Genomic DNA, 22,728 nt, shown 5'->3' with positions numbered 1-22,728 from the left:
ATGAGCCTGACCCTCACACTTACTGGCACCGGAGGCGCACAGGGCGTTCCGACATGGGGCTGCGAGTGCGTAGCCTGCGCCAGAGCGCGGCGCTCACCGCAGTATCGCCGCCAGCCATGCAGCGGCGTCGTGAAGTTTAACGACGCGATCACCCTGATCGACGCCGGGCTGCACGATCTCGCCGATCGCTGGTCGCCCGGATCGTTCCAGCAGTTTTTGCTGACGCACTACCATATGGATCACGTGCAGGGGCTGTTTCCGCTGCGCTGGGGCGTGGGCGATTCGATCCCGATCTACGGCCCGCCGGATGAACAGGGCTGCGACGATCTGTTTAAACATCCGGGCCTGCTTGATTTCAGCCACACGATGGAACCGTTTGTGGTGTTTGATTTACAGGGGTTACAGGTCACGCCCCTGCCGCTCAACCACTCAAAACTGACCTTCGGTTATCTGCTGGAAACGGCACACAGCCGCGTGGCGTGGTTGTCTGACACCGCTGGCTTGCCGGAAAAAACGCTGAAATTTTTACGCAATAATCAGCCACAGGTAATGGTGATTGATTGCAGCCACCCACCGCGCGAGGATGCACCGCGTAATCACTGTGATTTAAACACCGTGCTGGCGCTGAATGAGGTTATCCGCTCGCCACGGGTGATTCTGACGCATATCAGCCACCAGTTTGATGCGTGGCTGATGGAAAACGCACTGCCGTCGGGGTTTGAGGCGGGGTTTGATGGGATGGAGATTGGGGTGGCGTGATGGGTGAGGGGCGATGCCTGCTCTAAACTCAACATCAACGCCCATACTCATCTTCCATTCTCCGCTCTTCATCCTCCAGTTGCCGACGCTCCTGATCAAGCTGGCGCTGGCGATCGTCCAGCTGCCTGCGGCGATCTTCAAACTGGCGGCGGCGGTCGTCATATTGTCTGCGCCGATCGTCGTTCACTTCACGCTGCCAGCCGTCGTCGCGCGAATCTTCATAGTCTCGCCCACGGTCAGGGTTATAAGCATCGTTAATCGCCTGCTGAATATTGCCAATGGTGTCGTCGATAATATCTGCCTGGGCCGGAACGGTGGACAGCGTGAGCAGGGTGAATAAAAGAAATAGCGGAAAGCGTTTCATTAGCCAACCTCAAAAAGAAACTCTATCCACATTAGTCATTACTCATCCATGCAAGTAGTGGATGAATCTCAATTTCTCCGCTGCTCTATTGCCGTAATCGCCTCCACGCGTTGTTGATGACTACCGCCTTCGTACTGTGCGCCCAGCCACGCATCGACAATCATTTTTGCCAGTTCGAGGCCAACCACTCGTGAACCAAAAGCCAGTGCAACTTCACTGGCGTAATGCGGATAATCAGTGCGCTCTGACGACCTGGTTTCTTTATCAATCCCCTCACTCATTGACCATGAATAAAAGGCTGGCACAGCAACGCAGAATCCTGCGGTGCCAGCGACATGACCGCCCATTGCTCCGGTACGTTTTTTAATAAAAAACACCGGTTGCATTGATTAATTGTGCTCAGTATTTGCCGAAGTACAATATATATAATAAATATATAAAACACCTCATATTATTTACAGAGATAATAAATTCGCGTAATTTTCCCTCTTCAGCACAAATGCCTAATAAAATGGCGCGTTCAGCTCACACTTCTACTTATTAAAGTCGCAATTTCCCAATTATGATAACGCCAGCTTCAAATGACGTATTTTGCATGGGTTACATATTTACGACATAAATGATAAATGGAGATTTATATGAATAACTCTCGGTTATTCCGTTTGAGCAGGATTGTTATTGCGTTAACTGCCGCCAGCGGCATGATGGTAAATACCGCTTACGCAACAGATGAAGCGAAAGCCGCCACTCAATATACCCAACAGATTAATCAGAATTACGCCAAATCATTACCGTTTAGCGATCGTCAAGATTTTGACGATGCCCAGCGTGGATTTATCGCCCCGCTGCTGGATGAAGGTATTCTGCGTGATGCTAACGGCAAAGTTTACTACCGCGCGAATGATTACAAATTTGATATTAATGCCGCTGCGCCGGAAACCGTAAACCCCAGCCTGTGGCGTCAGTCGCAGATCAACGGCATTTCTGGCCTGTTCAAAGTCACCGATAAAATGTATCAGGTGCGCGGCCAGGATATCTCTAACATTACATTCGTTGAGGGCGAGAAAGGCATTATTGTTATCGACCCACTGGTGACGCCGCCTGCCGCAAAAGCCGCACTTGACCTTTACTTCCAACATCGTCCGCAAAAACCGATTGTTGCTGTTATTTACACCCACAGCCACGCCGACCATTATGGCGGTGTGAAAGGCATTATCTCTGAAGCGGATGTTAAATCCGGCAAAGTGCAGGTGATCGCTCCGGCAGGCTTTATGGACGAAGCCATCAGCGAAAACGTGCTGGCGGGTAATATTATGAGCCGCCGTGCGCTCTACTCTTACGGTCTGTTACTGCCGCACAACGCGCAAGGCAACGTGGGTAATGGCCTGGGCGTGACGCTGGCAACCGGCGACCCGAGCATTATTGCACCGACTAAAACTATCGTCAGAACTGGCGAGAAGATGATTATCGACGGCCTGGAGTTTGACTTCCTGATGACTCCGGGTAGCGAAGCGCCAGCCGAAATGCACTTCTATATTCCGGCCCTGAAAGCCCTGTGTACCGCCGAGAACGCCACGCATACCCTGCACAACTTCTACACTCTGCGCGGCGCGAAAACCCGCGATACCAGCAAGTGGACCGAGTACCTGAACGAAACGCTGGATATGTGGGGTAACGACGCGGAAGTACTGTTTATGCCGCACACCTGGCCGGTCTGGGGCAATAAGCATATCAATGATTATATTGGTAAATATCGCGATACTATCAAGTACATTCACGACCAGACCCTGCACCTGGCAAACCAGGGCTACACCATGAATGAAATCGGCGACATGATTAAGCTACCGCCTGCGCTTGCCAATAACTGGGCCAGCCGCGGCTATTACGGTTCTGTCAGCCACAACGCCCGCGCGGTGTATAACTTCTATCTTGGCTATTACGACGGTAACCCGGCTAACCTGCATCCGTATGGTCAGGTGGAGATGGGTAAACGTTACGTGCAGGCGCTGGGCGGTTCTGCCCGTGTCATCAACCTGGCGCAAGAAGCGAACAAGCAAGGTGATTACCGCTGGTCGGCAGAACTGCTGAAACAGGTGATTGCCGCCAACCCTGGTGACCAGGTCGCGAAGAATCTGCAAGCGAATAACTTTGAACAGCTGGGCTATCAGGCCGAGTCCGCCACCTGGCGCGGTTTCTACCTGACCGGCGCGAAAGAGCTGCGCGAAGGGGTGCATAAATTCAGCCACGGCACCACCGGTTCCCCGGACACCATTCGCGGAATGTCGGTCGAAATGCTGTTCGACTTTATGTCCGTTCGCCTCGATAGTGCGAAAGCCGCAGGTAAGAATATCAGCCTGAACTTCAATATGAGCAACGGCGATAACCTCAACCTGACGCTGAACGATAGCGTGCTTAACTACCGTAAAACGCTGCAACCTGAAGCCAACGCCTCTTTCTACATCAGCCGTGAAGATCTTCACGCCGTGCTGACCGGACAAGCCAAAATGGCGGATCTGGTAAAAGCGAAGAAAGCCAAAATTATTGGCAATGGTGCGAAACTGGAAGAAATTATTGCCTGTCTGGATAATTTCGATTTGTGGGTGAATATCGTAACCCCAAATTAATGCCACTCACTTTTGGGGGCCCTTAAGCCCCCAAAAGCATTTATTTAAAAAATATATACAGCAAATTAATACATAAAATATATAAGTTATGAATGCGGTGGCTGAATAAAGCTATTTTTATTCATCGAGAAAATAGCCATACTGACGCCTTCAATGGATATTGATATTCACTACAGATATTGTTCGCAGCAGACAGGATGTATTTAATATGCCAACAGTTCTCTCTCGCATGGCGATGCAACTCAAAAAAACAGCCTGGATAATTCCCGTCTTCATGGTTTCGGGATGCTCATTATCTCCGGCAATCCCGGTGATCGGCGCTTATTATCCCAGCTGGTTTTTCTGCGCCATTGCCAGCCTTATTTTGACGCTCATCACGAGGCGAATTATTCAGCGGGCAAATATCAATCTGGCATTTGTCGGAATTATTTATACCGCCCTTTTTGCTCTCTACGCCATGCTGCTCTGGCTGGCATTTTTCTAATTTATTTGAGACGCGCTCATGGAAAGTACGCCGAAAAAAGCTCCTCGCAGTAAATTCCCTGCTCTGTTAGTGGTTGCGTTGGCGCTGGTTGCCCTTGTTTTCGTTATCTGGCGCGTAGACAGTGCGCCATCAACTAATGACGCCTACGCGTCAGCAGATACCATTGATGTGGTGCCGGAAGTCAGCGGTCGCATTGTAGAACTGGCGGTCACCGACAACCAGGCGGTGAAACAGGGCGATTTGCTGTTCCGCATCGACCCGCGCCCGTACGAAGCCAATCTGGCGAAAGCCGAAGCCTCCCTCGCGGCGCTGGATAAGCAAATTATGCTCACCCAGCGTAGCGTTGACGCGCAACAGTTTGGTGCCGACTCGGTTAATGCCACGGTAGAAAAAGCCCGTGCCGCCGCGAAACAGGCCACAGATACATTACGCCGCACCGAGCCATTACTGAAAGAAGGTTTTGTCTCAGCGGAAGACGTTGACCGTGCAAGAACTGCGCAGCGCGCTGCAGAAGCGGATCTTAATGCCGTATTGTTACAGGCGCAGTCAGCCGCCAGCGCCGTCAGCGGCGTCGATGCGCTGGTGGCGCAACGTGCGGCGGTCGAAGCGGATATTGCCCTGACCAAACTGCATCTGGAAATGGCGACCGTTCGCGCGCCGTTTGATGGCCGGGTCATTTCCCTCAAAACCTCCGTCGGGCAATTTGCTTCTGCCATGCGCCCTATTTTCACCCTAATCGACACTCGTCACTGGTACGTGATCGCCAATTTCCGCGAAACTGATCTGAAAAATATTCGCTCAGGTACACCCGCAACGATTCGCCTGATGAGCGACAGCGGCAAAACCTTCGAGGGTAAAGTGGATTCGATTGGCTACGGCGTGCTACCGGATGACGGCGGCCTGGTGCTGGGCGGCCTGCCGAAAGTGTCTCGTTCTATTAACTGGGTCCGCGTTGCCCAGCGTTTTCCGGTCAAAATCATGGTTGATAAACCTGACCCGGAAATGTTCCGCATCGGCGCTTCGGCAGTCGCTAATCTTGAGCCGCAATAATGAGCGCGCTCAACTCCCTGCCATTACCGGTGGTCAGGCTGCTGGCGTTCTTTCATGAAGAGTTAAGCGAGCGGCGACCAGGCCGCGTGCCGCAGACTATGCAACTCTGGGTAGGCTGCCTGCTGGTGATTCTGATCTCGATGACTTTTGAGATCCCTTTTGTGGCGTTATCACTGGCAGTGCTGTTTTACGGTATTCAGTCGAACGCGTTTTACACCAAATTTGTGGCGATCTTGTTTGTGGTCGCCACGATGCTGGAAATCGCCAGCCTGTTTTTGATCTACAAATGGTCATATGGCGAACCGTTGATCCGATTGATCATTGCCGGACCGATCCTGATGGGCTGTATGTTTTTGATGCGCACCCATCGGTTGGGGCTGGTCTTTTTCGCCGTCGCCATTGTCGCTATTTACGGGCAAACCTTCCCCGCCATGCTCGACTATCCGGAAGTGGTCGTGCGCTTAACCCTGTGGTGTATCGTTGTTGGCCTCTATCCAACCTTGCTGATGACGTTAATCGGCGTGCTGTGGTTTCCCAGCCGCACCATTACGCAAATGCATCAAGCGCTTAATGATCGGCTTGATGATGCCATTAGTCACCTGACGGACAGCCTCGCACCGCTACCCGAAACGCGGATTGAAAGAGAGGCGCTGGCGCTGCAAAAACTCAATGTCTTTTGCCTCGCGGACGATGCCAACTGGCGAACTCAGAGCGCATGGTGGCAAAGCTGCGTGGCAACGGTAACCTACATTTACTCGACGCTGAATCGCTACGATCCCACCTCTTTTGCTGATTCTCAGGCAATTATTGAATTTCGGCAAAAATTAGCCACAGAAATCAACAAACTGCAGCATGCCATTGCCGAAGGTCAGTGCTGGCAAAGCGACTGGCGGATCACTGAAAGTGAAGCGATGGCGGCACGGGAATGTAACCTGGAGAATATCTGCCAGACATTGTTGCAACTGGGTCAGATGGACCCGAATACACCGCCAACGCCCGCCACCAAACCGCCATCAATGGTCGCCGATGCTTTTACCAATCCAGACTATATGCGCTACGCGGTAAAAACGCTGCTCGCCTGTTTGATCTGTTACACCTTCTACAGCGGCGCGGACTGGGAAGGCATTCACACCTGTATGCTGACCTGCGTGATCGTCGCTAACCCGAATGTTGGTTCGTCGTATCAGAAAATGGCGCTGCGTTTTGGCGGTGCCTTCTGCGGTGCAATTCTGGCGCTGTTATTCACGCTACTGGTCATGCCCTGGCTGGACAATATTGTCGAATTGCTGTTTGTGCTGGCACCGATTTTCCTGTTGGGCGCATGGATTGCCACCAGCTCTGAACGCTCTTCTTATATCGGCACACAGATGGTGGTTACCTTCGCGCTCGCCACGCTCGAAAATGTTTTTGGCCCGGTGTACGACCTGGTGGAAATTCGCGATCGCGCCCTGGGTATCATCATTGGTACCGTGGTGTCCGCGGTGATTTACACCTTTGTCTGGCCTGAAAGTGAAGCGCGCACCCTGCCGCAAAAACTGGCTGGCGCGCTGGGTATGTTAAGTAAAGTAATGCGGATCCCACGCCAGCAGGAAGTCACAGCTCTGCGCACTTATTTGCAAATTCGTATAGGTCTGCATGCGGCGTTTAATGCCTGTGAAGAGATGTGCCAACGCGTGGCGTTGGAGCGTCAACTGGACAGCGAAGAACGCGCTTTACTGATTGAACGTTCGCAAACGGTTATTCGTCAGGGCCGCGATATTCTTCACGCCTGGGATGCAACCTGGAACTCGGCGCAGGCGCTGGATAACGCACTACAGCCGGACAGAGCAGGTCAGTTTGCCGACGCACTGGAGAAATACGCCGCCGGTCTGGCAACCGCACTCAGCCGTTCTCCTCAAATAACGCTTGAAGAAACACCCGCCTCGCAGGCCATCCTGCCCACCTTATTAAAACAGGAGCAACACGTCTGCCAGCTTTTCGCCCGCTTGCCAGACTGGACAGCCCCGGCATTAACGCCCGCCACGGAACAGGCACAAGGAGCCACGCAATGATCAATCGTCAACTTTCACGTCTGCTGTTGTGCAGCATTCTCGGCAGCACGACGCTGATTTCCGGCTGTGCCCTGGTACGCAAGGATTCTGCGCCTCATCAACAGCTCAAACCTGAACAAATCAAACTGGCAGATGATATTCATCTTGCCAGCTCCGGCTGGCCGCAGGCGCAGTGGTGGAAACAACTCAATGACCCGCAGTTGGATGCCCTGATCCAACGGACGCTAAGTGGTTCACACACCCTCGCCGAAGCGAAACTGCGGGAAGAAAAAGCGCAGTCCCAGGCCGATTTGTTAGATACCGGTTCACAGTTGCAGGTGGCAGCGTTAGGGATGCTTAACCGCCAACGCGTCTCGGCGAACGGCTTTTTAAGCCCTTATGCGATGGATGCGCCCGCACTGGGGATGGACGGGCCGTACTATACGGAAGCCACAGTCGGTTTGTTTGCCGGACTGGATCTTGATTTGTGGGGTGTGCATCGCTCAGCGGTTGCCGCCGCCATTGGCGCGCATAATGCCGCGCTGGCAGAAACCGCAGCAGTAGAGCTATCGCTGACCACTGGCGTAGCGCAGCTTTATTACAGTATGCAGGCCAGCTATCAGATGCTCGATCTGTTAGAACAAACTCGCGATGTGATTGATTACGCGGTAAAAGCGCACCAGAGTAAAGTGGCGCACGGTCTGGAAGCGCAAGTGCCTTTCCACGGCGCGCGGGCACAGATTCTGGCGGTCGATAAACAAATTGCTGCCGTCAAAGGGCAAATCACCGAAACGAGAGAATCTCTGCGCGCATTGATTGGCGCGGGAGCCAGCGATATGCCGGAGATCAAACCGGTGGCATTACCACGAGTCCAGACCGGTATTCCGGCGACACTCTCTTATGAGTTGCTCGCCAGACGCCCGGATCTGCAAGCTATGCGCTGGTATGTTCAGGCGTCATTAGATCAGGTGGATTCCGCGCGGGCGCTGTTCTATCCGAGCTTTGATATCAAAGCGTTTTTCGGCCTGGATTCTATCCACCTGGATACCTTATTCAAAAAAACCAGTCGCCAGTTCAACTTTATCCCGGGTCTGAAATTGCCGCTGTTTGACGGTGGACGGTTGAATGCCAATCTCGAAGGCACTCGCGCCGCCAGCAACATGATGATTGAACGTTACAACCAGTCAGTGCTGAATGCGGTGCGCGACGTTGCCGTCAACGGCACGCGTCTGCAAACGCTCAACGACGAGCGAGAGATGCAGGCTGAACGCGTGGAAGCCACGCGCTTCACCCAGCGCGCTGCCGAGGCCGCCTATCAACGCGGCTTAACCAGCCGCTTACAGGCCACCGAAGCCCGGTTGCCAGTGCTTGCCGAGGAGATGTCATTACTGATGCTGGACAGCCGCCGGGTGATCCAAAGCATTCAGTTGATGAAATCGCTGGGCGGCGGGTATCAGGCAAGTCCCGTCGTCGAGAAAAAATAAAATGTCTGCCGCGTGATGGCTGTCACGCGGTATTTCGTTTCGTCACGTCAAAACTGACGACAGCCTGTTTTTCGTCAGAGTTTTGAATAAATAGTGCCCGTAATATCAGGGAATGACCCCAAATAAAATGTGGCATAAAAGATGCATACTGTAGTCGAGAGCGCGTATGCGTGATTTGATTAACTGGAGCGAGACCGATGAAAAAAGTCGTCACGGTTTGCCCCTATTGCGCATCAGGTTGCAAAATCAACCTGGTCGTCGATAACGGCAAAATCGTCCGGGCGGAGGCAGCGCAGGGGAAAACCAACCAGGGTACCCTGTGTCTGAAGGGTTATTATGGCTGGGATTTCATTAACGATACCCAGATCCTGACCCCGCGCCTGAAAACCCCCATGATCCGTCGCCAGCGTGGCGGCAAACTCGAACCTGTTTCCTGGGATGAGGCACTGAATTACGTTGCCGAGCGCCTGAGCGCCATCAAAGAGAAGTACGGTCCGGATGCCATCCAGACGACCGGCTCCTCGCGTGGTACGGGTAACGAAACCAACTATGTAATGCAAAAATTTGCGCGCGCCGTTATTGGTACCAATAACGTTGACTGCTGCGCTCGTGTCTGACACGGCCCATCGGTTGCAGGTCTGCACCAATCGGTCGGTAATGGCGCAATGAGCAATGCTATTAACGAAATTGATAATACCGATTTAGTGTTCGTTTTCGGGTACAACCCGGCGGATTCCCACCCAATCGTGGCGAATCACGTAATTAACGCTAAACGTAACGGGGCGAAAATTATCGTCTGCGATCCGCGCAAAATTGAAACCGCGCGCATTGCGGACATGCACATTGCACTGAAAAACGGCTCGAACATCGCGCTGTTGAATGCGATGGGCCATGTCATTATTGAAGAAAATCTGTACGACAAAGCATTCGTCGCTTCCCGTACAGAAGGCTTTGAAGAGTATCGTAAAATCGTTGAAGGCTACACGCCGGAGTCGGTTGAAGATATCACCGGCGTCAGCGCCAGTGAGATTCGTCAGGCGGCACGGATGTATGCCCAGGCGAAAAGCGCCGCCATCCTGTGGGGCATGGGTGTAACCCAGTTCTACCAGGGCGTGGAAACCGTGCGTTCTCTGACCAGCCTCGCGATGCTGACCGGTAACCTCGGTAAGCCGCATGCGGGTGTAAACCCGGTTCGTGGTCAGAACAACGTGCAGGGTGCCTGCGATATGGGCGCGCTGCCGGATACGTATCCGGGATACCAGTACGTGAAAGATCCGGCTAACCGCGAGAAATTCGCCAAAGCCTGGGGCGTGGAAAGCCTGCCAGCGCATACCGGCTATCGCATCAGCGAGCTGCCGCACCGCGCAGCGCATGGCGAAGTGCGTGCCGCGTACATTATGGGCGAAGATCCGCTGCAAACTGACGCGGAGCTGTCGGCAGTACGTAAAGCCTTTGAAGATCTGGAACTGGTTATCGTTCAGGACATCTTTATGACCAAAACCGCGTCGGCGGCGGATGTTATTTTACCGTCAACGTCATGGGGCGAGCATGAAGGCGTGTTTACTGCGGCTGACCGTGGCTTCCAGCGTTTCTTCAAAGCGGTTGAACCGAAGTGGGATCTGAAAACGGACTGGCAGATTATCAGTGAAATCGCCACCCGTATGGGTTATCCGATGCACTACAACAACACCCAGGAGATCTGGGATGAGTTGCGTCATCTGTGCCCGGATTTCTACGGTGCGACTTACGAGAAAATGGGCGAACTGGGCTTCATTCAGTGGCCTTGCCGCGATACTTCAGATGCCGATCAGGGGACTTCTTATCTGTTTAAAGAGAAGTTTGATACCCCGAACGGTCTGGCGCAGTTCTTCACCTGCGACTGGGTAGCGCCAATCGACAAACTCACCGACGAGTATCCGATGGTACTGTCAACGGTGCGTGAAGTTGGTCACTACTCTTGCCGTTCGATGACCGGTAACTGTGCGGCACTGGCGGCGCTGGCTGATGAACCTGGCTACGCACAAATCAATACCGAAGACGCCAAACGTCTGGGTATTGAAGATGAGGCATTGGTTTGGGTGCACTCGCGTAAAGGCAAAATTATCACCCGTGCGCAGGTCAGCGATCGTCCGAACAAAGGGGCGATTTATATGACCTACCAGTGGTGGATTGGTGCCTGTAACGAGCTGGTTACCGAAAACTTAAGCCCGATTACGAAAACGCCGGAATACAAATACTGCGCCGTGCGCGTCGAGTCGATCGCCGATCAGCGCGCCGCCGAGCAGTACGTGATTGACGAGTACAACAAGTTGAAAACTCGCCTGCGCGAAGCGGCACTGGCGTAATACAGTCCTTTCTACAGCCTCCTTCCGGAGGCTGTTTTTTTATCCATTCGAACTCTTTATACTGGTTACTCCCTACCCAATCGTATTATCAAAATGAAAAAAATTATCGCATTGATGTTGTTTTTGACATTCTTTGCCCACGCGAACGACTCCGAGCCTGGCAGCCAGTATTTAAAGGCAGCAGAGGCCGGGGACCGACGCGCACAATATTTTCTTGCCGACAGCTGGTTTAGCTCCGGCGATTTGAGCAAAGCCGAATATTGGGCACAGAAAGCCGCCGACAGCGGTGATGCTGATGCCTGCGCGCTGTTGGCGCAGATCAAAATCACCAATCCGGTCAGTCTGGACTATCCACAAGCAAAAGTTCTTGCAGAGAAAGCAGCGCAAGCGGGGAGTAAAGAAGGTGAAGTAACGCTGGCGCATATTCTGGTAAATACGCAAGCGGGTAAACCGGATTATCCAAAGGCGATTTCGCTGTTAGAAAACGCTTCGGAAGATCTGGAGAACGACTCTGCCGTCGATGCCCAAATGCTGCTTGGTTTGATTTACGCCAACGGCGTGGGCATTAAGGCCGACGATGACAAGGCAACCTGGTATTTCAAACGCAGCTCTGCGATTTCCCGAACCGGTTATTCCGAGTACTGGGCGGGAATGATGTTCTTAAACGGTGAAGAAGGTTTTATCGAGAAGAACAAGCAAAAGGCGCTGCACTGGCTGAACCTGAGCTGTATGGAAGGGTTTGATACCGGTTGTGAAGAGTTTGAGAAATTAACCAACGGTTAAGGTAGGCCTGATAAGACGCGACAAGCGTCGCATCAGGCATTGATGTCGGATGCGGCGTAAACGCCTTATCCGACCTACAAAATCACGCTAAATCAGGCTATTGCGCAGTCTGGCGTAGGCCTGATAAGACGCGGTAAGCGTCGCATCAGATATTGATGTCGGATGCGGCGTAAACGCCTTATCCGACCTACAAAATCACCCTAAATCAAGCTATTGCGCAGTCTAGCGTAGGCCTGATAAGACGCGGCAAGCGTCGCATCAGGCATCCACACATTGCCGGGTGGATATCCCCGGCAATCTTCAATTATTGATCCGCAGTTTTATCAAATTTGCCCAGCACTTCGCGCTCATAAGCCAGCGCTTTCTTACGGTCAAATTTGTGTTCCCACTTGGCAATCACCAGCACCGCCAGCGCATTACCCACCACGTTCAGCGCAGTACGCGCCATGTCGAGGATACGGTCAACACCGGCAATAAACGCCAGACCTTCCAGCGGGATCCCTACGCTGCCCAGCGTTGCCAGCAACACCACAAACGACACGCCCGGCACGCCAGCAATCCCTTTCGAGGTCACCATCAGCGTCAGCACCAGAATGATTTCCTGCCAGATGGACAGGTCAATGCCATACAACTGCGCGATGAAAATAGCGGCAATACTTTGATACAGCGTCGAACCATCAAGGTTAAAAGAGTAACCGGTCGGCACCACGAAACTGGTGATCGACGCCGGTGCTCCGTAGGCTTCCATCTTCTCAATAATTCGCGGCAGCACGCTTTCAGAACTGGCAGTGGAGTACGCCAGAATCAGCTCATCTTTCAGAATACGAATCAGGATCCAGACGCTTAACCCGCACAGGCGCGCCACAATTCCCAGCACGACCAGCGCGAAGAACAGAATGGCGAAATGCACCAGCAGCACCAGTTTCGCCAGTGGCCACAGAGACGAGAAACCAAAGTTAGCCACCGTCACCGCAATCAGCGCAAACACACCCACCGGCGCATAACGCATCACCATGTGAGTCACTTTAAACATGGTTTCAGAGATGGAGCGGAACACGGTCACCAGCGGTTCACGATGCGTCGCGGGCAGGGAGGAAAGCCCCAGACCAAACAGCACCGAGAAGAAGATGATCGGCAGCATTTCGCCTTTCGCCATCGACGCCACAATGTTCGTCGGCACCAGCGACAAAATCGTGCCCATAATGCCGTGGGAACTGCTTTGTACCGCTTCCGTAGTGCTCTGATATTTCGAGATATCGACGGTCGCCAGCTGCGACATATCCACCCCGGCACCGGGCTGGAAGACGTTCGCCAGAGTGATCCCCAAAATGATGGCGACGGTGGTGATCACCTCGAAGTAGATAATGGTTTTCGCGCCAATACGCCCGAGCTGTTTGGCATCACCAACACCCGCGATACCCACCACCAGCGTGGAGATCACAATCGGCACAACAATCATTTTAATCAGATGGATGAAGATATCACCCGCCGGAGAGAGCAAATTGACGACCAGCCAGTCGCGGCTGTCGCTATGGTAGTGCAGGTAGCTTCCCAGGAGAATGCCCAGCACCATAGCAAACAGAATCTGCCAGGCCAGGCTGAATTTTATATTTTTCATCAGAATAACTTCCTCAATGGAGCGCCGTTCCCCGTTCAGAAACGTGAGAACGTGACATACTGCCAGGGCATGAATTGTGTTGCGTTGGTTTGTAGATTTTTTTAACGCTTATGATCAGTATCATTTGCGCGGTATGTTGCGCAACCCTTTAACAACAGAGCTTTTCGCTGCATTAATGCATAATAACGCGAGTTTATGGCAGGATTAATGAATAACCATTTGTTATAGAAAGATTTTTATTTGTTTAATCTGCAATAATACTGATTAGTGATTATTTTGGGCATATGTTCATTCGATTATTTTTTATGCAGCTCAATAACATAATCTTCATCACCAGATGATTAATCTGATCTCCGCTGCAACAATTTCGCCATATTAATCGACTCGACCAGCTGTGTCCGGTTGATCCGGGGTGAGTTGAGATCCATCACTTTTTGCCATAGTTCGATGGCTTGCGCGTAATTCGCCTGCATAAACGCATCGGAAGCCAGCAGCATCAGAGCGGTGATTTCGTTAGAGTCCAGCGCGAGGGCTTTGTCGATCATTGCGCGAGTCTGGGCGGTCATATGCTGGCTGGCCTGGTAATAAAGCACCGTCGCCAGCGCCGCATACAGTTCAGCGTTCTCACCACGTAGTTGCAACGCCTGACGGTAAGCCAGCAGCGAATTGCTGTAATCGTTTTGCCACAGATAATACTCGCCCAGTAACGCCCATTGTTCGCTGTTTTGTGGATTAGTGCGGATTTTATCCTGCAATGCCTGAAGCTGCGCTTTCGGGGTTTGCTGGCTGGCAAACTGATGTAGCGGATCGCGCTGACGCTGATACTCCGCACGTACCGCCTGCCATTTTGGACTTAACAGATAACTGCCGACACAGAGAAATACCATCAAAATCGTGAGTGTTGTCAGCATTTTCACCGGTATTTGAGGCTGTTTCATCGCTTCGCCCTTACCCGCCAGAGGATCAGTATCATCAGCAGTAACAACACCACTGGCAGCGCCCACAACACCAGCGTCTGACCCGTTAACGGTGGGTTATAGCGAACAAAATCTCCGTAGCGTTCGGTCATCCAGCCAATGATTTCGACTTCACTTTTCCCCTCTTCCACCATGCTGTAAACCTGATGGCGCATACTGACTGCCACCGGCGCATTGGATTCCAGTAAGTTCTGATTTTGGCACTGCGGACAACGTAACTGGCTGGCAATATTTAACGCCTGTTGCTGTTGTTGCGGATTGGCGAATTGCCAGGTGTCTACAACCTGAGCGCGCGCAAAACAGGTAAATAACAGCAGTAGCGTGAGAAGTCCTTTATTCATCGCGCTTCCTCCCCCGCCATCCGCTTAACAATGCGCCCGCAATCATCAACAATCCTCCCCCCCAGATCCAGCGCACACCGCTTTGTACATACAAACGAAAAGCGTAACGATCCGGCCCAGTTTTCTCCCCCATGACCGCATACCAGTCATGGATGCCGTTCCAGCGAATTGACGGTTCCATCATTTGCTGACGGCGTGCTTCATAAAAACGCCGCTCCGGCGTCAGTTCACCAATGCGTTGCTGATGGTCAAACAGTGCCACTATCGCTTTTTCGCTGGTGTAATTGCCTCTGGCTTGCAGATCGAGACGCTCAAAACGGAAGGTGTATCCTGCCAGCGTCACCTGCTGACCCGGCTGTAAATTCAGGCTGATCTCCTGACGGCTGACGCTGGAGACCACGATCCCCGCGGCAAATAACAGCACGCCCGCATGCGCCAGCAGCGCCGGAAGCTGCACGCGTTTGCCAGAGACAAACGTCGCCAGCACAATCACCACCAGCATCAACAGACCAAACGGTAACGTCGCGCGGTTAAAATACGGCGCGCCAACGGAGAGGCGTCCCCAGCCCAGCAGGCCGTAAATCATCGGATAAAGCGTTCCCACCAGCACGATCAGGAGCACTGCGCAAAACAGCAACAGCGTAGCGAGGATTAACATTTCCCGCGATAACCCCGAAAAATGCACCGCCGGGCCACCGTCCCGCGCTCGCCAGCCATACAGAGCCAGAGACGCAAGGCTAATCAGTGCAAACAGGCTGAACAACGGCACGGCGCGGACGTTATCCAGCGCGAACGCATGAACCGAAACCAGAATGCCAGAACGGACAATTAAGGTACCCAGCAGCGACAGCATCAGAGTAACTATCGCCAGTAACAGCGACCAGTGGCGGAAAATCCCCCGCTGGCGTGTCAGGGACAAACTGTGCAGCAGCGCAGTGGCAGAAAGCCAGGGTAATAAAGAGGCGTTTTCCACCGGATCCCAGAACCACCAGCCGCCCCAGCCCAGTTCGCAATAGGCCCACCAGGAACCGAGGATGATCCCCGCCGTTAATGCCCCCCAGCCTGGTAGTGCCCAGCGCCAGCAAATTCGGGCGCAGGCACCATCAAACTCGCTGCGCAGTAAACTCGCCAGCGCCACGCTCGCCGCCACCATCAAACCGCCATACCCGAGATAAAGCAGCGGCGGATGGAAGATAAGACCGGGATGTTGCAGCATCGGATTGAGATCGCGGCCTTCGATTGCTGGTGGAAATATCCGCACGAAGGGATCGGACCACAGCACTACAAACAGTAGCAGTGCGGCGAGCATGAGAGATAAAACGGCTAGCGTCAGCGGAAATAGCGGATCGGTTTGCTGCCGATAATGCCAGGCAAACAGCGCGCTCCAGGCGGAAAGCAACAGCACCCAAAGCAGCAGCGAACCTTCATGACCGCCCCACACCGCCGCCAGTTTGAGTTCCCACGACAGCAGGCTGTAGCTATGTTGGGCGACATAAATGACCGAGAAATCGCTGATGAGAAAACAATACGTCAGTACGCCAAAGGCGAGCAGCAGGAGCGCGAACTGCGCCAGAATGCCGATGCAAGTGAGTCGCATCATGGCAGGCCAGCGCAACCGCACTCCCGCGAAGGCCGTCAACGGGGTCAACACGTTGACCCCGAGACTTAACAACAACGCCAGAAAACCGACTTCAGGAAGGAATACGTCCAGAAACCACCTCTGTTCTGGCTTACGCCACCGTTAACTGCCCGGCGTAGAGAATGAAAAAACGCAGCATCAACACGCCGACCAGGCTGGCCCCACACGCCGCCAGCACAGCAGGAATGCCGGAACTGCGATTGACCCACGGTTTGAGCAACATTGGCACAATCAGCCCCAGCCCGGCGACACCAAGCCAGAACCACCACGTCCAGAAACCGCCGCCCAATGCCGCCACCAGCGCACGCACTTTACCGTCATCGCCCAGGGCCAGTCCGACAAAAAACGCCACCAGCAGGAAGATTTCGCCCCATACCACAGGGATCTCCATACGGTGTACAAAGTGCGCTTCCGTGGAATGCGGATTTTTGCGCTGACATATCGCCATGGCGATCAGCGCCACCGCCGCACCGGACGAGATGCCGGAGAAGAGGAACAGCACCGGCAGGATCGGGTTATTAAGGAACGGATACGATTTCAGCGCCGACAGCAGAAAGCCGGTATAAGCCCCCAACAACACCGCCAGCACCAGCATCAACGTTTCCAGTCCGCGATGAACGGGCGTCAGCAGGCTCAGAACCTTTTGCACGATCCCCAGCTTCGGCAACCAGCGTTGTTGCAGGGCAAGCAAATCATGTTCAAAGATTTTCGCCAGCCACAGCACCAGCACCACCATGTAAAACTGAAAAAGCATCACCCCCATCGACATCACCGAGGTACAACTGTAGTGGAACATCAGCTTCCAGAAGGTCCACGGTCTTGTCAGGTGGAAGACGAGGATCAACAGACCGAGGATCACCGCGCCCGGCCCGACAATCAGCGTGGTGCGCAGCAACGTGCTGTCTGCACCGCCCGCCTGCGGGTAGACGCGACGTAACATCACGGCCAGCGTCACCAGACCAGCAGAAATACCAATCAAAAACAGGTAGATGGCAATCGGCCAGTCCCACACCAGCGATTCAAAATGAAATGCGGAAGTCTGCGTCATTGGCTCACCTCCCCGTATTTAAACGGTACGCGGTACAGCTTCGGTTTGGTTCCCAGCGCCAGCTTGTAGCGGTAAGTGGGCTTCTGGCGCAGCAGTTGCGAAATCTCACTGTTGGGATCGTCCAGATTGCCAAACGTCAGCGCCTTCGTCGGGCAAGCCTCAACGCACGCGGGCAGCTTACCGGCCTGCAAATTGGTCTTACGGCAGAAATCGCATTTGTCCGCTGTCTTCGTGACCGGATGGATAAAGCGCACGCGGTACGGACAGGCGGCGATGCAGTACTGACAACCGACGCAGAGATCCGGATTAACATCGACAATCCCGCTGGCAGCGTCGCGAAAAGACGCACCGGTCGGGCAGACGTCAACGCACGGCGCATGATCGCAGTGCTGGCAAGACTTACGGAAAAAGCGATATTTCACATCAGGAAATTCGCCCTGCGGCTCGCTACGAATAATCGTCAGGCGCGAGACGCCTTCCGGCACCTTGTTCACTTCCCGACAAGCATCCATACAGGCGGTACAGCCGATGCATAACGACTCGTCATGCACCATGCCGTAACGCACCCCATTGATATTCAACGTTTTCGCCACCACGCGTCCTGCGGTGCCGCTGACGGCTGCCAGCACGCCGACGCCGGTGAGAAACTGGCGACGAGACCAGGTCATGGCTGCTCCTTAAGCAACGGAACAGACGCTGGGTTAAAGTTCGGATTGGTACGCTGATCGCTGTGGCAATCGACGCAAATCTTAATCCGTCCTTTGTCACTTAACGTCTGCATCGTATCTTGCTGTGGATGCAGGGAATGGCAGCTGGCGCACGCCACTTTGGTTACGTGGACATCGTGTGGCCAGAACGCTTTTTGCAACTGTTCCGGCAGATGACAGGACATACAGACGCTGTTCTGCTCTCCAACCTTGTACATCGGCTCGTTAAAGCGCATCACATCTTTCACCCCTTCGCGGTGTTGCGGTGATGGCTGGCCGTGACAGTTGGTGCAGGTGACCGGCAGTTTGTTATTCGGGTTGATAACGGAAGCATGTTTGCCATGCATACCTTCGGTATCTGGTTTATGGCAGTCCAGACAGGCGGCATCCGGGTTACGCTGCAGGGTAACTTCGTAGCGATCACCAGATGCCTGCGCCGCAGGGGTAGCGGTAATTCCGTTCAGGCTCCACAACAGGCCCGACGCCAGCACCCCGGCAGTTAATAACGAACGTAATACGCTCATATTCACTCCATTGTGTTTTCCGCCCCTTGCGAGGCGGAACGGGGTTATTGGCTTAACAGACCGTTTTTACGTTCCTGCTCTTCCCACTGCGGGATCACCGTTTTGATGAAGTCCTGCTTCTCGGCCTTGATTTGTTCCATGTTCAGGCCAATGGCCTGCTGGGCTTTCTCTTTGGTCGAGATATCCGGGATCTGGATTTCATGGGTGATGCCTTTGGTCGCCAGCAGGCGCGCCAGTTTGGTGCGTGCATCCGCCGCTTTATCCATCGCCGTACCGAGCATCCTCAGACCTTCTTCCGGCGCGTGCATATGAATGCCGTGGGAAGCGATCGCCAGATCCCAACGCCACTGGGCATGACGGATATCGTCCTGAATCGGCTTCATTTCGGCTTCCGTCGCGCCTGCATCCAGCGCCGCTTTCGCTTCGAAGTGAGCGTGAACCAGTTGATCTTCAACCTTGATTTTCAGGTCGTTAATCGACTGCTTACGTTCCGCGACCACTTTTTGCAAGGCAGCTTTGTCCTGGGTATGGCAGTTCGCACAAGTCTGGGCGAAGTTATCAAACGGATTACCAATTTTATGGTCGGTGTAGAGTTTGCCTTCGGCGTTCTGCACTTTTGGCATATGGCAATCGATACAGGTCACGTTGTTTTTGCCATGAATGCCCGCTGTCCAGGTTTCATATTCCGGGTGCTGCGCTTTCAGCATTGGCGTTTTCGACAGGGAGTTAGTCCAGTCAGAGAAGGCAATTTTGTCGTAATACTGCTCCATATTTTCGACTTTCATGCCGTCATCCCACGGGAATTTAACCGCTTTGTTTTTGCCGTCGAAGTAATACTCCACATGGCACTGACCGCAAACCATCGATTGCTGGTCGAAACGTCCGGCTTTCTCAAAAGGTTTACCAATGGCTTCCATCGCGCGAGCCGCATACGGACGGGAAAGGGTTAACTCCGGTTTGCCTTTGGCGAACTCTGGTGAGGCGGTGTTATGGCAATCGGCACAACCTAAGTTGTTGACGATTTCCGGGCCGCCGCGCGCCCATTTTCCGTGGAAGTAGCCATCTTCGCCGTCTTTCTGGATCAGACGCGCCACATCCGGGCTTTTACAACTCCAGCATGCCATCGGTAGCGGACCATCTTCAGCGTTTTTCGGCGCACCGGTACGCAGGGTTTCACGCACATCGGTCACAGCAAAGGCATGTCCACGCGGCTTGTTGTAATCGCGCGAGAAGGGATACCCCGCCCACAGGATCACCAGCCGTGGATCTTCCGCCAGGGCGTCAACACGCTCTGACTGTTCCGAGGTGGCTTTCCAGGAGAGATATTGATCGGGATGTTGCGGGGCAAAGGTTTCATTCTTCGCTTCCACAGTTACAGGTTTTGCGGGAGTAGCCGTTTGTTCAGCGTGAACAGAAGTGAAAAAGAAAAAAGGAATCAATAAGCTGAAGATACGGCGTGCGTTTATTTTTATCCTTGTCATAGGGCTTCATCCGAATTGCGCCATTGTTGCAATGGCGGTTTTTATTGTTTTTCACGACAGTAACCGCACCTACACTGTCATGACATTGCTCGCCCCTATGTGTAACAAATAACCACACTGTGAATGTTGTCTTTAATCAATTGTAAGTGCATGTAAAATACCACTTTAGAGTTAGTCAGTATCTTCCTCTTTTTCAACAGCATGCATAACTGCATGTTCCTCAAAGAATTAATCAACTTTTGTTGCTGACCTTCAAAAATTACCCTGCCGTTTATTTGCACAATTCTACTTTTGCGTGATCTGTCGCCCAAATACTAAACAAAACTGCCAATACCCCTACATTTAACGCTTATGCCACATATTATTAACATCCTACAAGGAGAACAAAAGCATGAGTCAAATTCACAAACACACCATTCCTGCCAACATCGCAGACCGTTGCCTGATAAACCCTCAGCAGTACGAGGCGATGTATCAACAATCTATTAACGCACCAGATACCTTCTGGGGCGAACAGGGAAAAATTCTCGACTGGATCAAACCTTACCAGAAGGTGAAAAACACCTCCTTTGCCCCCGGTAATGTGTCCATTAAATGGTACGAGGACGGCACGCTGAATCTGGCGGCAAACTGCCTTGACCGCCATCTGCAAGAAAACGGCGATCGTACCGCCATCATCTGGGAAGGCGACGACGCCAGCCAGAGCAAACATATCAGCTATAAAGAGCTGCACCGCGACGTCTGCCGCTTCGCCAATACCCTGCTCGAGCTGGGCATTAAAAAAGGTGATGTGGTGGCGATTTATATGCCGATGGTGCCGGAAGCCGCGGTCGCGATGCTGGCCTGCGCCCGCATTGGCGCGGTGCATTCGGTAATTTTCGGCGGCTTCTCGCCGGAAGCCGTTGCCGGACGCATTATCGATTCTAACTCACGACTGGTGATCACTTCCGACGAAGGCGTGCGTGCCGGGCGTAGTATTCCGCTGAAGAAAAACGTTGATGACGCGCTGAAAAACCCGAACGTCCCCAGCATTGAACATGTGGTGGTACTGAAGCGTACTGGCGGGAAAATTGACTGGCAGGAAGGGCGCGATCTGTGGTGGCACGACCTGATTGAGCAAGCCAGCGATCAGCACCAGGCGGAAGAGATGAACGCCGAAGATCCGCTGTTTATTCTCTACACCTCCGGTTCTACCGGGAAGCCGAAAGGCGTGCTGCACACTACCGGCGGTTATCTGGTGTATGCGGCGCTGACCTTTAAATATGTCTTTGATTATCATCCGGGCGATATCTACTGGTGCACCGCTGATGTGGGTTGGGTTACCGGACACAGTTATTTGCTGTACGGCCCGTTGGCCTGCGGCGCGACCACGCTGATGTTTGAAGGCGTACCGAACTGGCCGACGCCTGCCCGTATGGCGCAGGTGGTGGACAAGCATCAGGTCAATATTCTCTATACCGCGCCCACGGCGATTCGCGCGCTGATGGCGGAAGGCGATAAAGCGATTGAAGGCACCGACCGTTCGTCACTGCGCATTCTCGGTTCCGTGGGCGAGCCAATTAACCCGGAAGCGTGGGAGTGGTACTGGAAAAAAATCGGTAATGAGAAATGCCCGGTGGTCGACACCTGGTGGCAGACCGAAACTGGCGGTTTCATGATCACGCCGCTGCCTGGCGCTACCGAGCTAAAAGCCGGTTCGGCAACACGTCCGTTCTTCGGCGTGCAACCGGCGCTGGTCGATAACGAAGGTAACCCGCTGGAAGGCGCTACCGAAGGCAGTCTGGTGATCACCGACTCCTGGCCGGGTCAGGCGCGTACGCTGTTTGGCGATCACGAACGTTTTGAGCAGACCTACTTCTCCACCTTCAAAAATATGTATTTCAGCGGCGACGGCGCGCGTCGCGATGAAGATGGCTATTACTGGATCACCGGGCGCGTGGACGACGTGCTGAACGTCTCGGGTCACCGTCTGGGAACGGCGGAGATTGAGTCGGCGCTGGTGGCGCATCCGAAAATCGCCGAAGCCGCTGTCGTCGGTATTCCGCACAATATTAAAGGTCAGGCGATCTACGCCTACGTCACGCTTAATCATGGGGAGGAACCGTCACCAGAACTGTACGCAGAAGTCCGCAACTGGGTGCGTAAAGAGATTGGCCCGCTGGCGACGCCAGACGTGCTGCACTGGACCGACTCCCTGCCTAAAACCCGCTCCGGCAAAATTATGCGCCGTATTCTGCGCAAAATTGCGGCGGGCGATACCAGCAACCTGGGCGATACCTCGACGCTTGCCGATCCTGGCGTAGTCGAGAAGCTGCTTGAAGAGAAGCAGGCTATCGCGATGCCATCGTAACCCACAATTGCCGGATGCGAGTCGGTAACGGTTTGTAGGCCTGATAAGACGCGACAGCGTCGCATCAGGCATTAATTGCCGGATGCGGCGTAAACGCCTTATCCGGCCTACATTCGGCAA

Annotated in this window: 19 protein-coding genes; 9 read left to right on the top strand and 10 right to left on the bottom strand. The window is 53.5% G+C overall.

From position 1 onward, the window contains the following. Complete coding sequence (gene phnP, locus G434_RS07835; protein WP_000059960.1) at nt 1–759, top strand: phosphonate metabolism protein PhnP; 759 nt, start codon at nt 1–3, stop codon at nt 757–759. A 34-nt stretch (nt 760–793) separates the two neighbouring features. Here the strand turns inward: phnP and yjdP are convergent, their stop codons facing one another. Then, on the bottom strand, nt 794–1,123 hold the full coding sequence (gene yjdP / locus G434_RS07840; RefSeq protein WP_000819739.1) for a DDRRRQL repeat protein YjdP: 330 nt from the start codon (nt 1,121–1,123) through the stop codon (nt 794–796). A 68-nt stretch (nt 1,124–1,191) separates the two neighbouring features. Continuing rightward, nucleotides 1,192–1,509 carry an RpiB/LacA/LacB family sugar-phosphate isomerase gene (locus tag G434_RS07845; protein ID WP_001183283.1) on the bottom strand — a complete coding sequence of 106 codons (318 nt, stop codon included), beginning with the start codon at nt 1,507–1,509 and terminating at the stop codon, nt 1,192–1,194. Between the two features lie 252 nt (nt 1,510–1,761). On the opposite strand from G434_RS07845, the gene yjcS reads away from it, so the two are divergent. From yjcS to yjcO, 7 genes are all read left to right on the top strand, one after another. After that, complete coding sequence (gene yjcS, locus G434_RS07850; protein WP_001309140.1) at nt 1,762–3,747, top strand: alkyl sulfatase YjcS; 1,986 nt, start codon at nt 1,762–1,764, stop codon at nt 3,745–3,747. Between the two features lie 208 nt (nt 3,748–3,955). Then, nucleotides 3,956–4,231: a YtcA family lipoprotein gene (locus tag G434_RS07855; RefSeq protein ID WP_001309139.1), complete on the top strand. Its 276-nt coding sequence runs from the start codon at nt 3,956–3,958 to the stop codon at nt 4,229–4,231. 18 nt (nt 4,232–4,249) lie between these two features. After that, nucleotides 4,250–5,281, top strand: a complete 1,032-nt coding sequence (gene mdtN, locus G434_RS07860) for a multidrug efflux transporter periplasmic adaptor subunit MdtN (RefSeq protein ID WP_000446378.1) — start codon at nt 4,250–4,252, stop codon at nt 5,279–5,281. Further along, on the top strand, nt 5,281–7,332 hold the full coding sequence (mdtO, locus tag G434_RS07865) for a multidrug efflux transporter permease subunit MdtO (protein ID WP_001275164.1): 2,052 nt from the start codon (nt 5,281–5,283) through the stop codon (nt 7,330–7,332). Before mdtN ends, mdtO begins: the two co-directional genes overlap by 1 nt. Beyond that, a complete protein-coding gene (gene mdtP, locus G434_RS07870) occupies nt 7,329–8,795 on the top strand; it encodes a multidrug efflux transporter outer membrane subunit MdtP (protein WP_000610604.1) in 1,467 nt (488 codons plus the stop codon). Before mdtO ends, mdtP begins: the two co-directional genes overlap by 4 nt. A gap of 197 nt (nt 8,796–8,992) precedes the next feature. Further along, entirely contained in the window at nt 8,993–11,140 is a 2,148-nt protein-coding gene (locus G434_RS07880) for a formate dehydrogenase N subunit alpha, selenocysteine-containing (protein ID WP_012602899.1), read from the top strand. A gap of 93 nt (nt 11,141–11,233) precedes the next feature. Beyond that, complete coding sequence (gene yjcO / locus G434_RS07885) at nt 11,234–11,923, top strand: Sel1 family TPR-like repeat protein YjcO (RefSeq protein ID WP_000719886.1); 690 nt, start codon at nt 11,234–11,236, stop codon at nt 11,921–11,923. A gap of 304 nt (nt 11,924–12,227) precedes the next feature. Here yjcO and gltP read toward each other — a convergent pair whose 3' ends face one another. The 8 genes from gltP to nrfA all read right to left on the bottom strand — a co-directional run bounded on the left by gltP (nt 12,228) and on the right by nrfA (nt 20,258). Then, nucleotides 12,228–13,541, bottom strand: a complete 1,314-nt coding sequence (gltP, locus tag G434_RS07890) for a glutamate/aspartate:proton symporter GltP (protein ID WP_000789589.1) — start codon at nt 13,539–13,541, stop codon at nt 12,228–12,230. 341 nt (nt 13,542–13,882) lie between these two features. Then, a complete protein-coding gene (gene nrfG / locus G434_RS07895) occupies nt 13,883–14,479 on the bottom strand; it encodes a heme lyase NrfEFG subunit NrfG (protein WP_000812993.1) in 597 nt (198 codons plus the stop codon). Beyond that, nucleotides 14,476–14,859 (bottom strand): heme lyase NrfEFG subunit NrfF, encoded by a 384-nt coding sequence (gene nrfF, locus G434_RS07900; protein ID WP_001032548.1) that lies wholly within the window; start codon nt 14,857–14,859, stop codon nt 14,476–14,478. The genes nrfG and nrfF overlap by 4 nt, the downstream gene beginning before the upstream one ends. Continuing rightward, the gene (locus G434_RS07905) at nt 14,852–16,570 is read right to left on the bottom strand and encodes a heme lyase CcmF/NrfE family subunit (protein WP_071528388.1); all 1,719 of its coding nucleotides are present in this window, start codon (nt 16,568–16,570) and stop codon (nt 14,852–14,854) included. Before G434_RS07905 ends, nrfF begins: the two co-directional genes overlap by 8 nt. Before the next feature lie 19 nt (nt 16,571–16,589). Further along, entirely contained in the window at nt 16,590–17,546 is a 957-nt protein-coding gene (gene nrfD, locus G434_RS07910) for a cytochrome c nitrite reductase subunit NrfD (RefSeq protein WP_000195194.1), read from the bottom strand. After that, entirely contained in the window at nt 17,543–18,214 is a 672-nt protein-coding gene (gene nrfC, locus G434_RS07915; RefSeq protein WP_000220281.1) for a cytochrome c nitrite reductase Fe-S protein, read from the bottom strand. The genes nrfD and nrfC overlap by 4 nt, the downstream gene beginning before the upstream one ends. Then, complete coding sequence (gene nrfB, locus G434_RS07920; RefSeq protein ID WP_001309136.1) at nt 18,211–18,777, bottom strand: cytochrome c nitrite reductase pentaheme subunit; 567 nt, start codon at nt 18,775–18,777, stop codon at nt 18,211–18,213. The genes nrfC and nrfB overlap by 4 nt, the downstream gene beginning before the upstream one ends. A 44-nt stretch (nt 18,778–18,821) precedes the next feature. Beyond that, entirely contained in the window at nt 18,822–20,258 is a 1,437-nt protein-coding gene (gene nrfA, locus G434_RS07925; protein ID WP_000196882.1) for an ammonia-forming nitrite reductase cytochrome c552 subunit, read from the bottom strand. Between the two features lie 391 nt (nt 20,259–20,649). Between nrfA and acs the strand changes: the two genes are divergently transcribed. Next, the gene (acs, locus tag G434_RS07930; protein WP_000078200.1) at nt 20,650–22,608 is read left to right on the top strand and encodes an acetate--CoA ligase; all 1,959 of its coding nucleotides are present in this window, start codon (nt 20,650–20,652) and stop codon (nt 22,606–22,608) included. Nucleotides 22,609–22,728: the final 120 nt, after the last annotated feature.

This window comes from Escherichia sp. KTE172, from assembly GCF_000408845.1.
In the GTDB taxonomy this organism is placed as follows: domain Bacteria; phylum Pseudomonadota; class Gammaproteobacteria; order Enterobacterales; family Enterobacteriaceae; genus Escherichia; species Escherichia coli.
This window is presented reverse-complemented; position numbering and strand designations above follow the sequence as displayed.

Bases quoted from the DNA above. Each gene is read 5' to 3' on its own strand.
- mdtP (WP_000610604.1), top strand. From the start codon at position 7,329: ATGATCAATCGTCAACTTTCACGTCTGCTGTTGTGCAGCATTCTCGGC.
- nrfA (WP_000196882.1), bottom strand. From the start codon at position 20,258: ATGACAAGGATAAAAATAAACGCACGCCGTATCTTCAGCTTATTGATT.
- G434_RS07855 (WP_001309139.1), top strand. From the start codon at position 3,956: ATGCCAACAGTTCTCTCTCGCATGGCGATGCAACTCAAAAAAACAGCC.
- yjcO (WP_000719886.1), top strand. From the start codon at position 11,234: ATGAAAAAAATTATCGCATTGATGTTGTTTTTGACATTCTTTGCCCAC.
- phnP (WP_000059960.1), top strand. From the start codon at position 1: ATGAGCCTGACCCTCACACTTACTGGCACCGGAGGCGCACAGGGCGTT.
- mdtN (WP_000446378.1), top strand. From the start codon at position 4,250: ATGGAAAGTACGCCGAAAAAAGCTCCTCGCAGTAAATTCCCTGCTCTG.
- nrfG (WP_000812993.1), bottom strand. From the start codon at position 14,479: ATGAAACAGCCTCAAATACCGGTGAAAATGCTGACAACACTCACGATT.
- yjdP (WP_000819739.1), bottom strand. From the start codon at position 1,123: ATGAAACGCTTTCCGCTATTTCTTTTATTCACCCTGCTCACGCTGTCC.
- mdtO (WP_001275164.1), top strand. From the start codon at position 5,281: ATGAGCGCGCTCAACTCCCTGCCATTACCGGTGGTCAGGCTGCTGGCG.
- yjcS (WP_001309140.1), top strand. From the start codon at position 1,762: ATGAATAACTCTCGGTTATTCCGTTTGAGCAGGATTGTTATTGCGTTA.
- gltP (WP_000789589.1), bottom strand. From the start codon at position 13,541: ATGAAAAATATAAAATTCAGCCTGGCCTGGCAGATTCTGTTTGCTATG.
- nrfD (WP_000195194.1), bottom strand. From the start codon at position 17,546: ATGACGCAGACTTCCGCATTTCATTTTGAATCGCTGGTGTGGGACTGG.
- acs (WP_000078200.1), top strand. From the start codon at position 20,650: ATGAGTCAAATTCACAAACACACCATTCCTGCCAACATCGCAGACCGT.
- nrfF (WP_001032548.1), bottom strand. From the start codon at position 14,859: ATGAATAAAGGACTTCTCACGCTACTGCTGTTATTTACCTGTTTTGCG.
- nrfB (WP_001309136.1), bottom strand. From the start codon at position 18,777: ATGAGCGTATTACGTTCGTTATTAACTGCCGGGGTGCTGGCGTCGGGC.
- nrfC (WP_000220281.1), bottom strand. From the start codon at position 18,214: ATGACCTGGTCTCGTCGCCAGTTTCTCACCGGCGTCGGCGTGCTGGCA.
- G434_RS07845 (WP_001183283.1), bottom strand. From the start codon at position 1,509: ATGCAACCGGTGTTTTTTATTAAAAAACGTACCGGAGCAATGGGCGGT.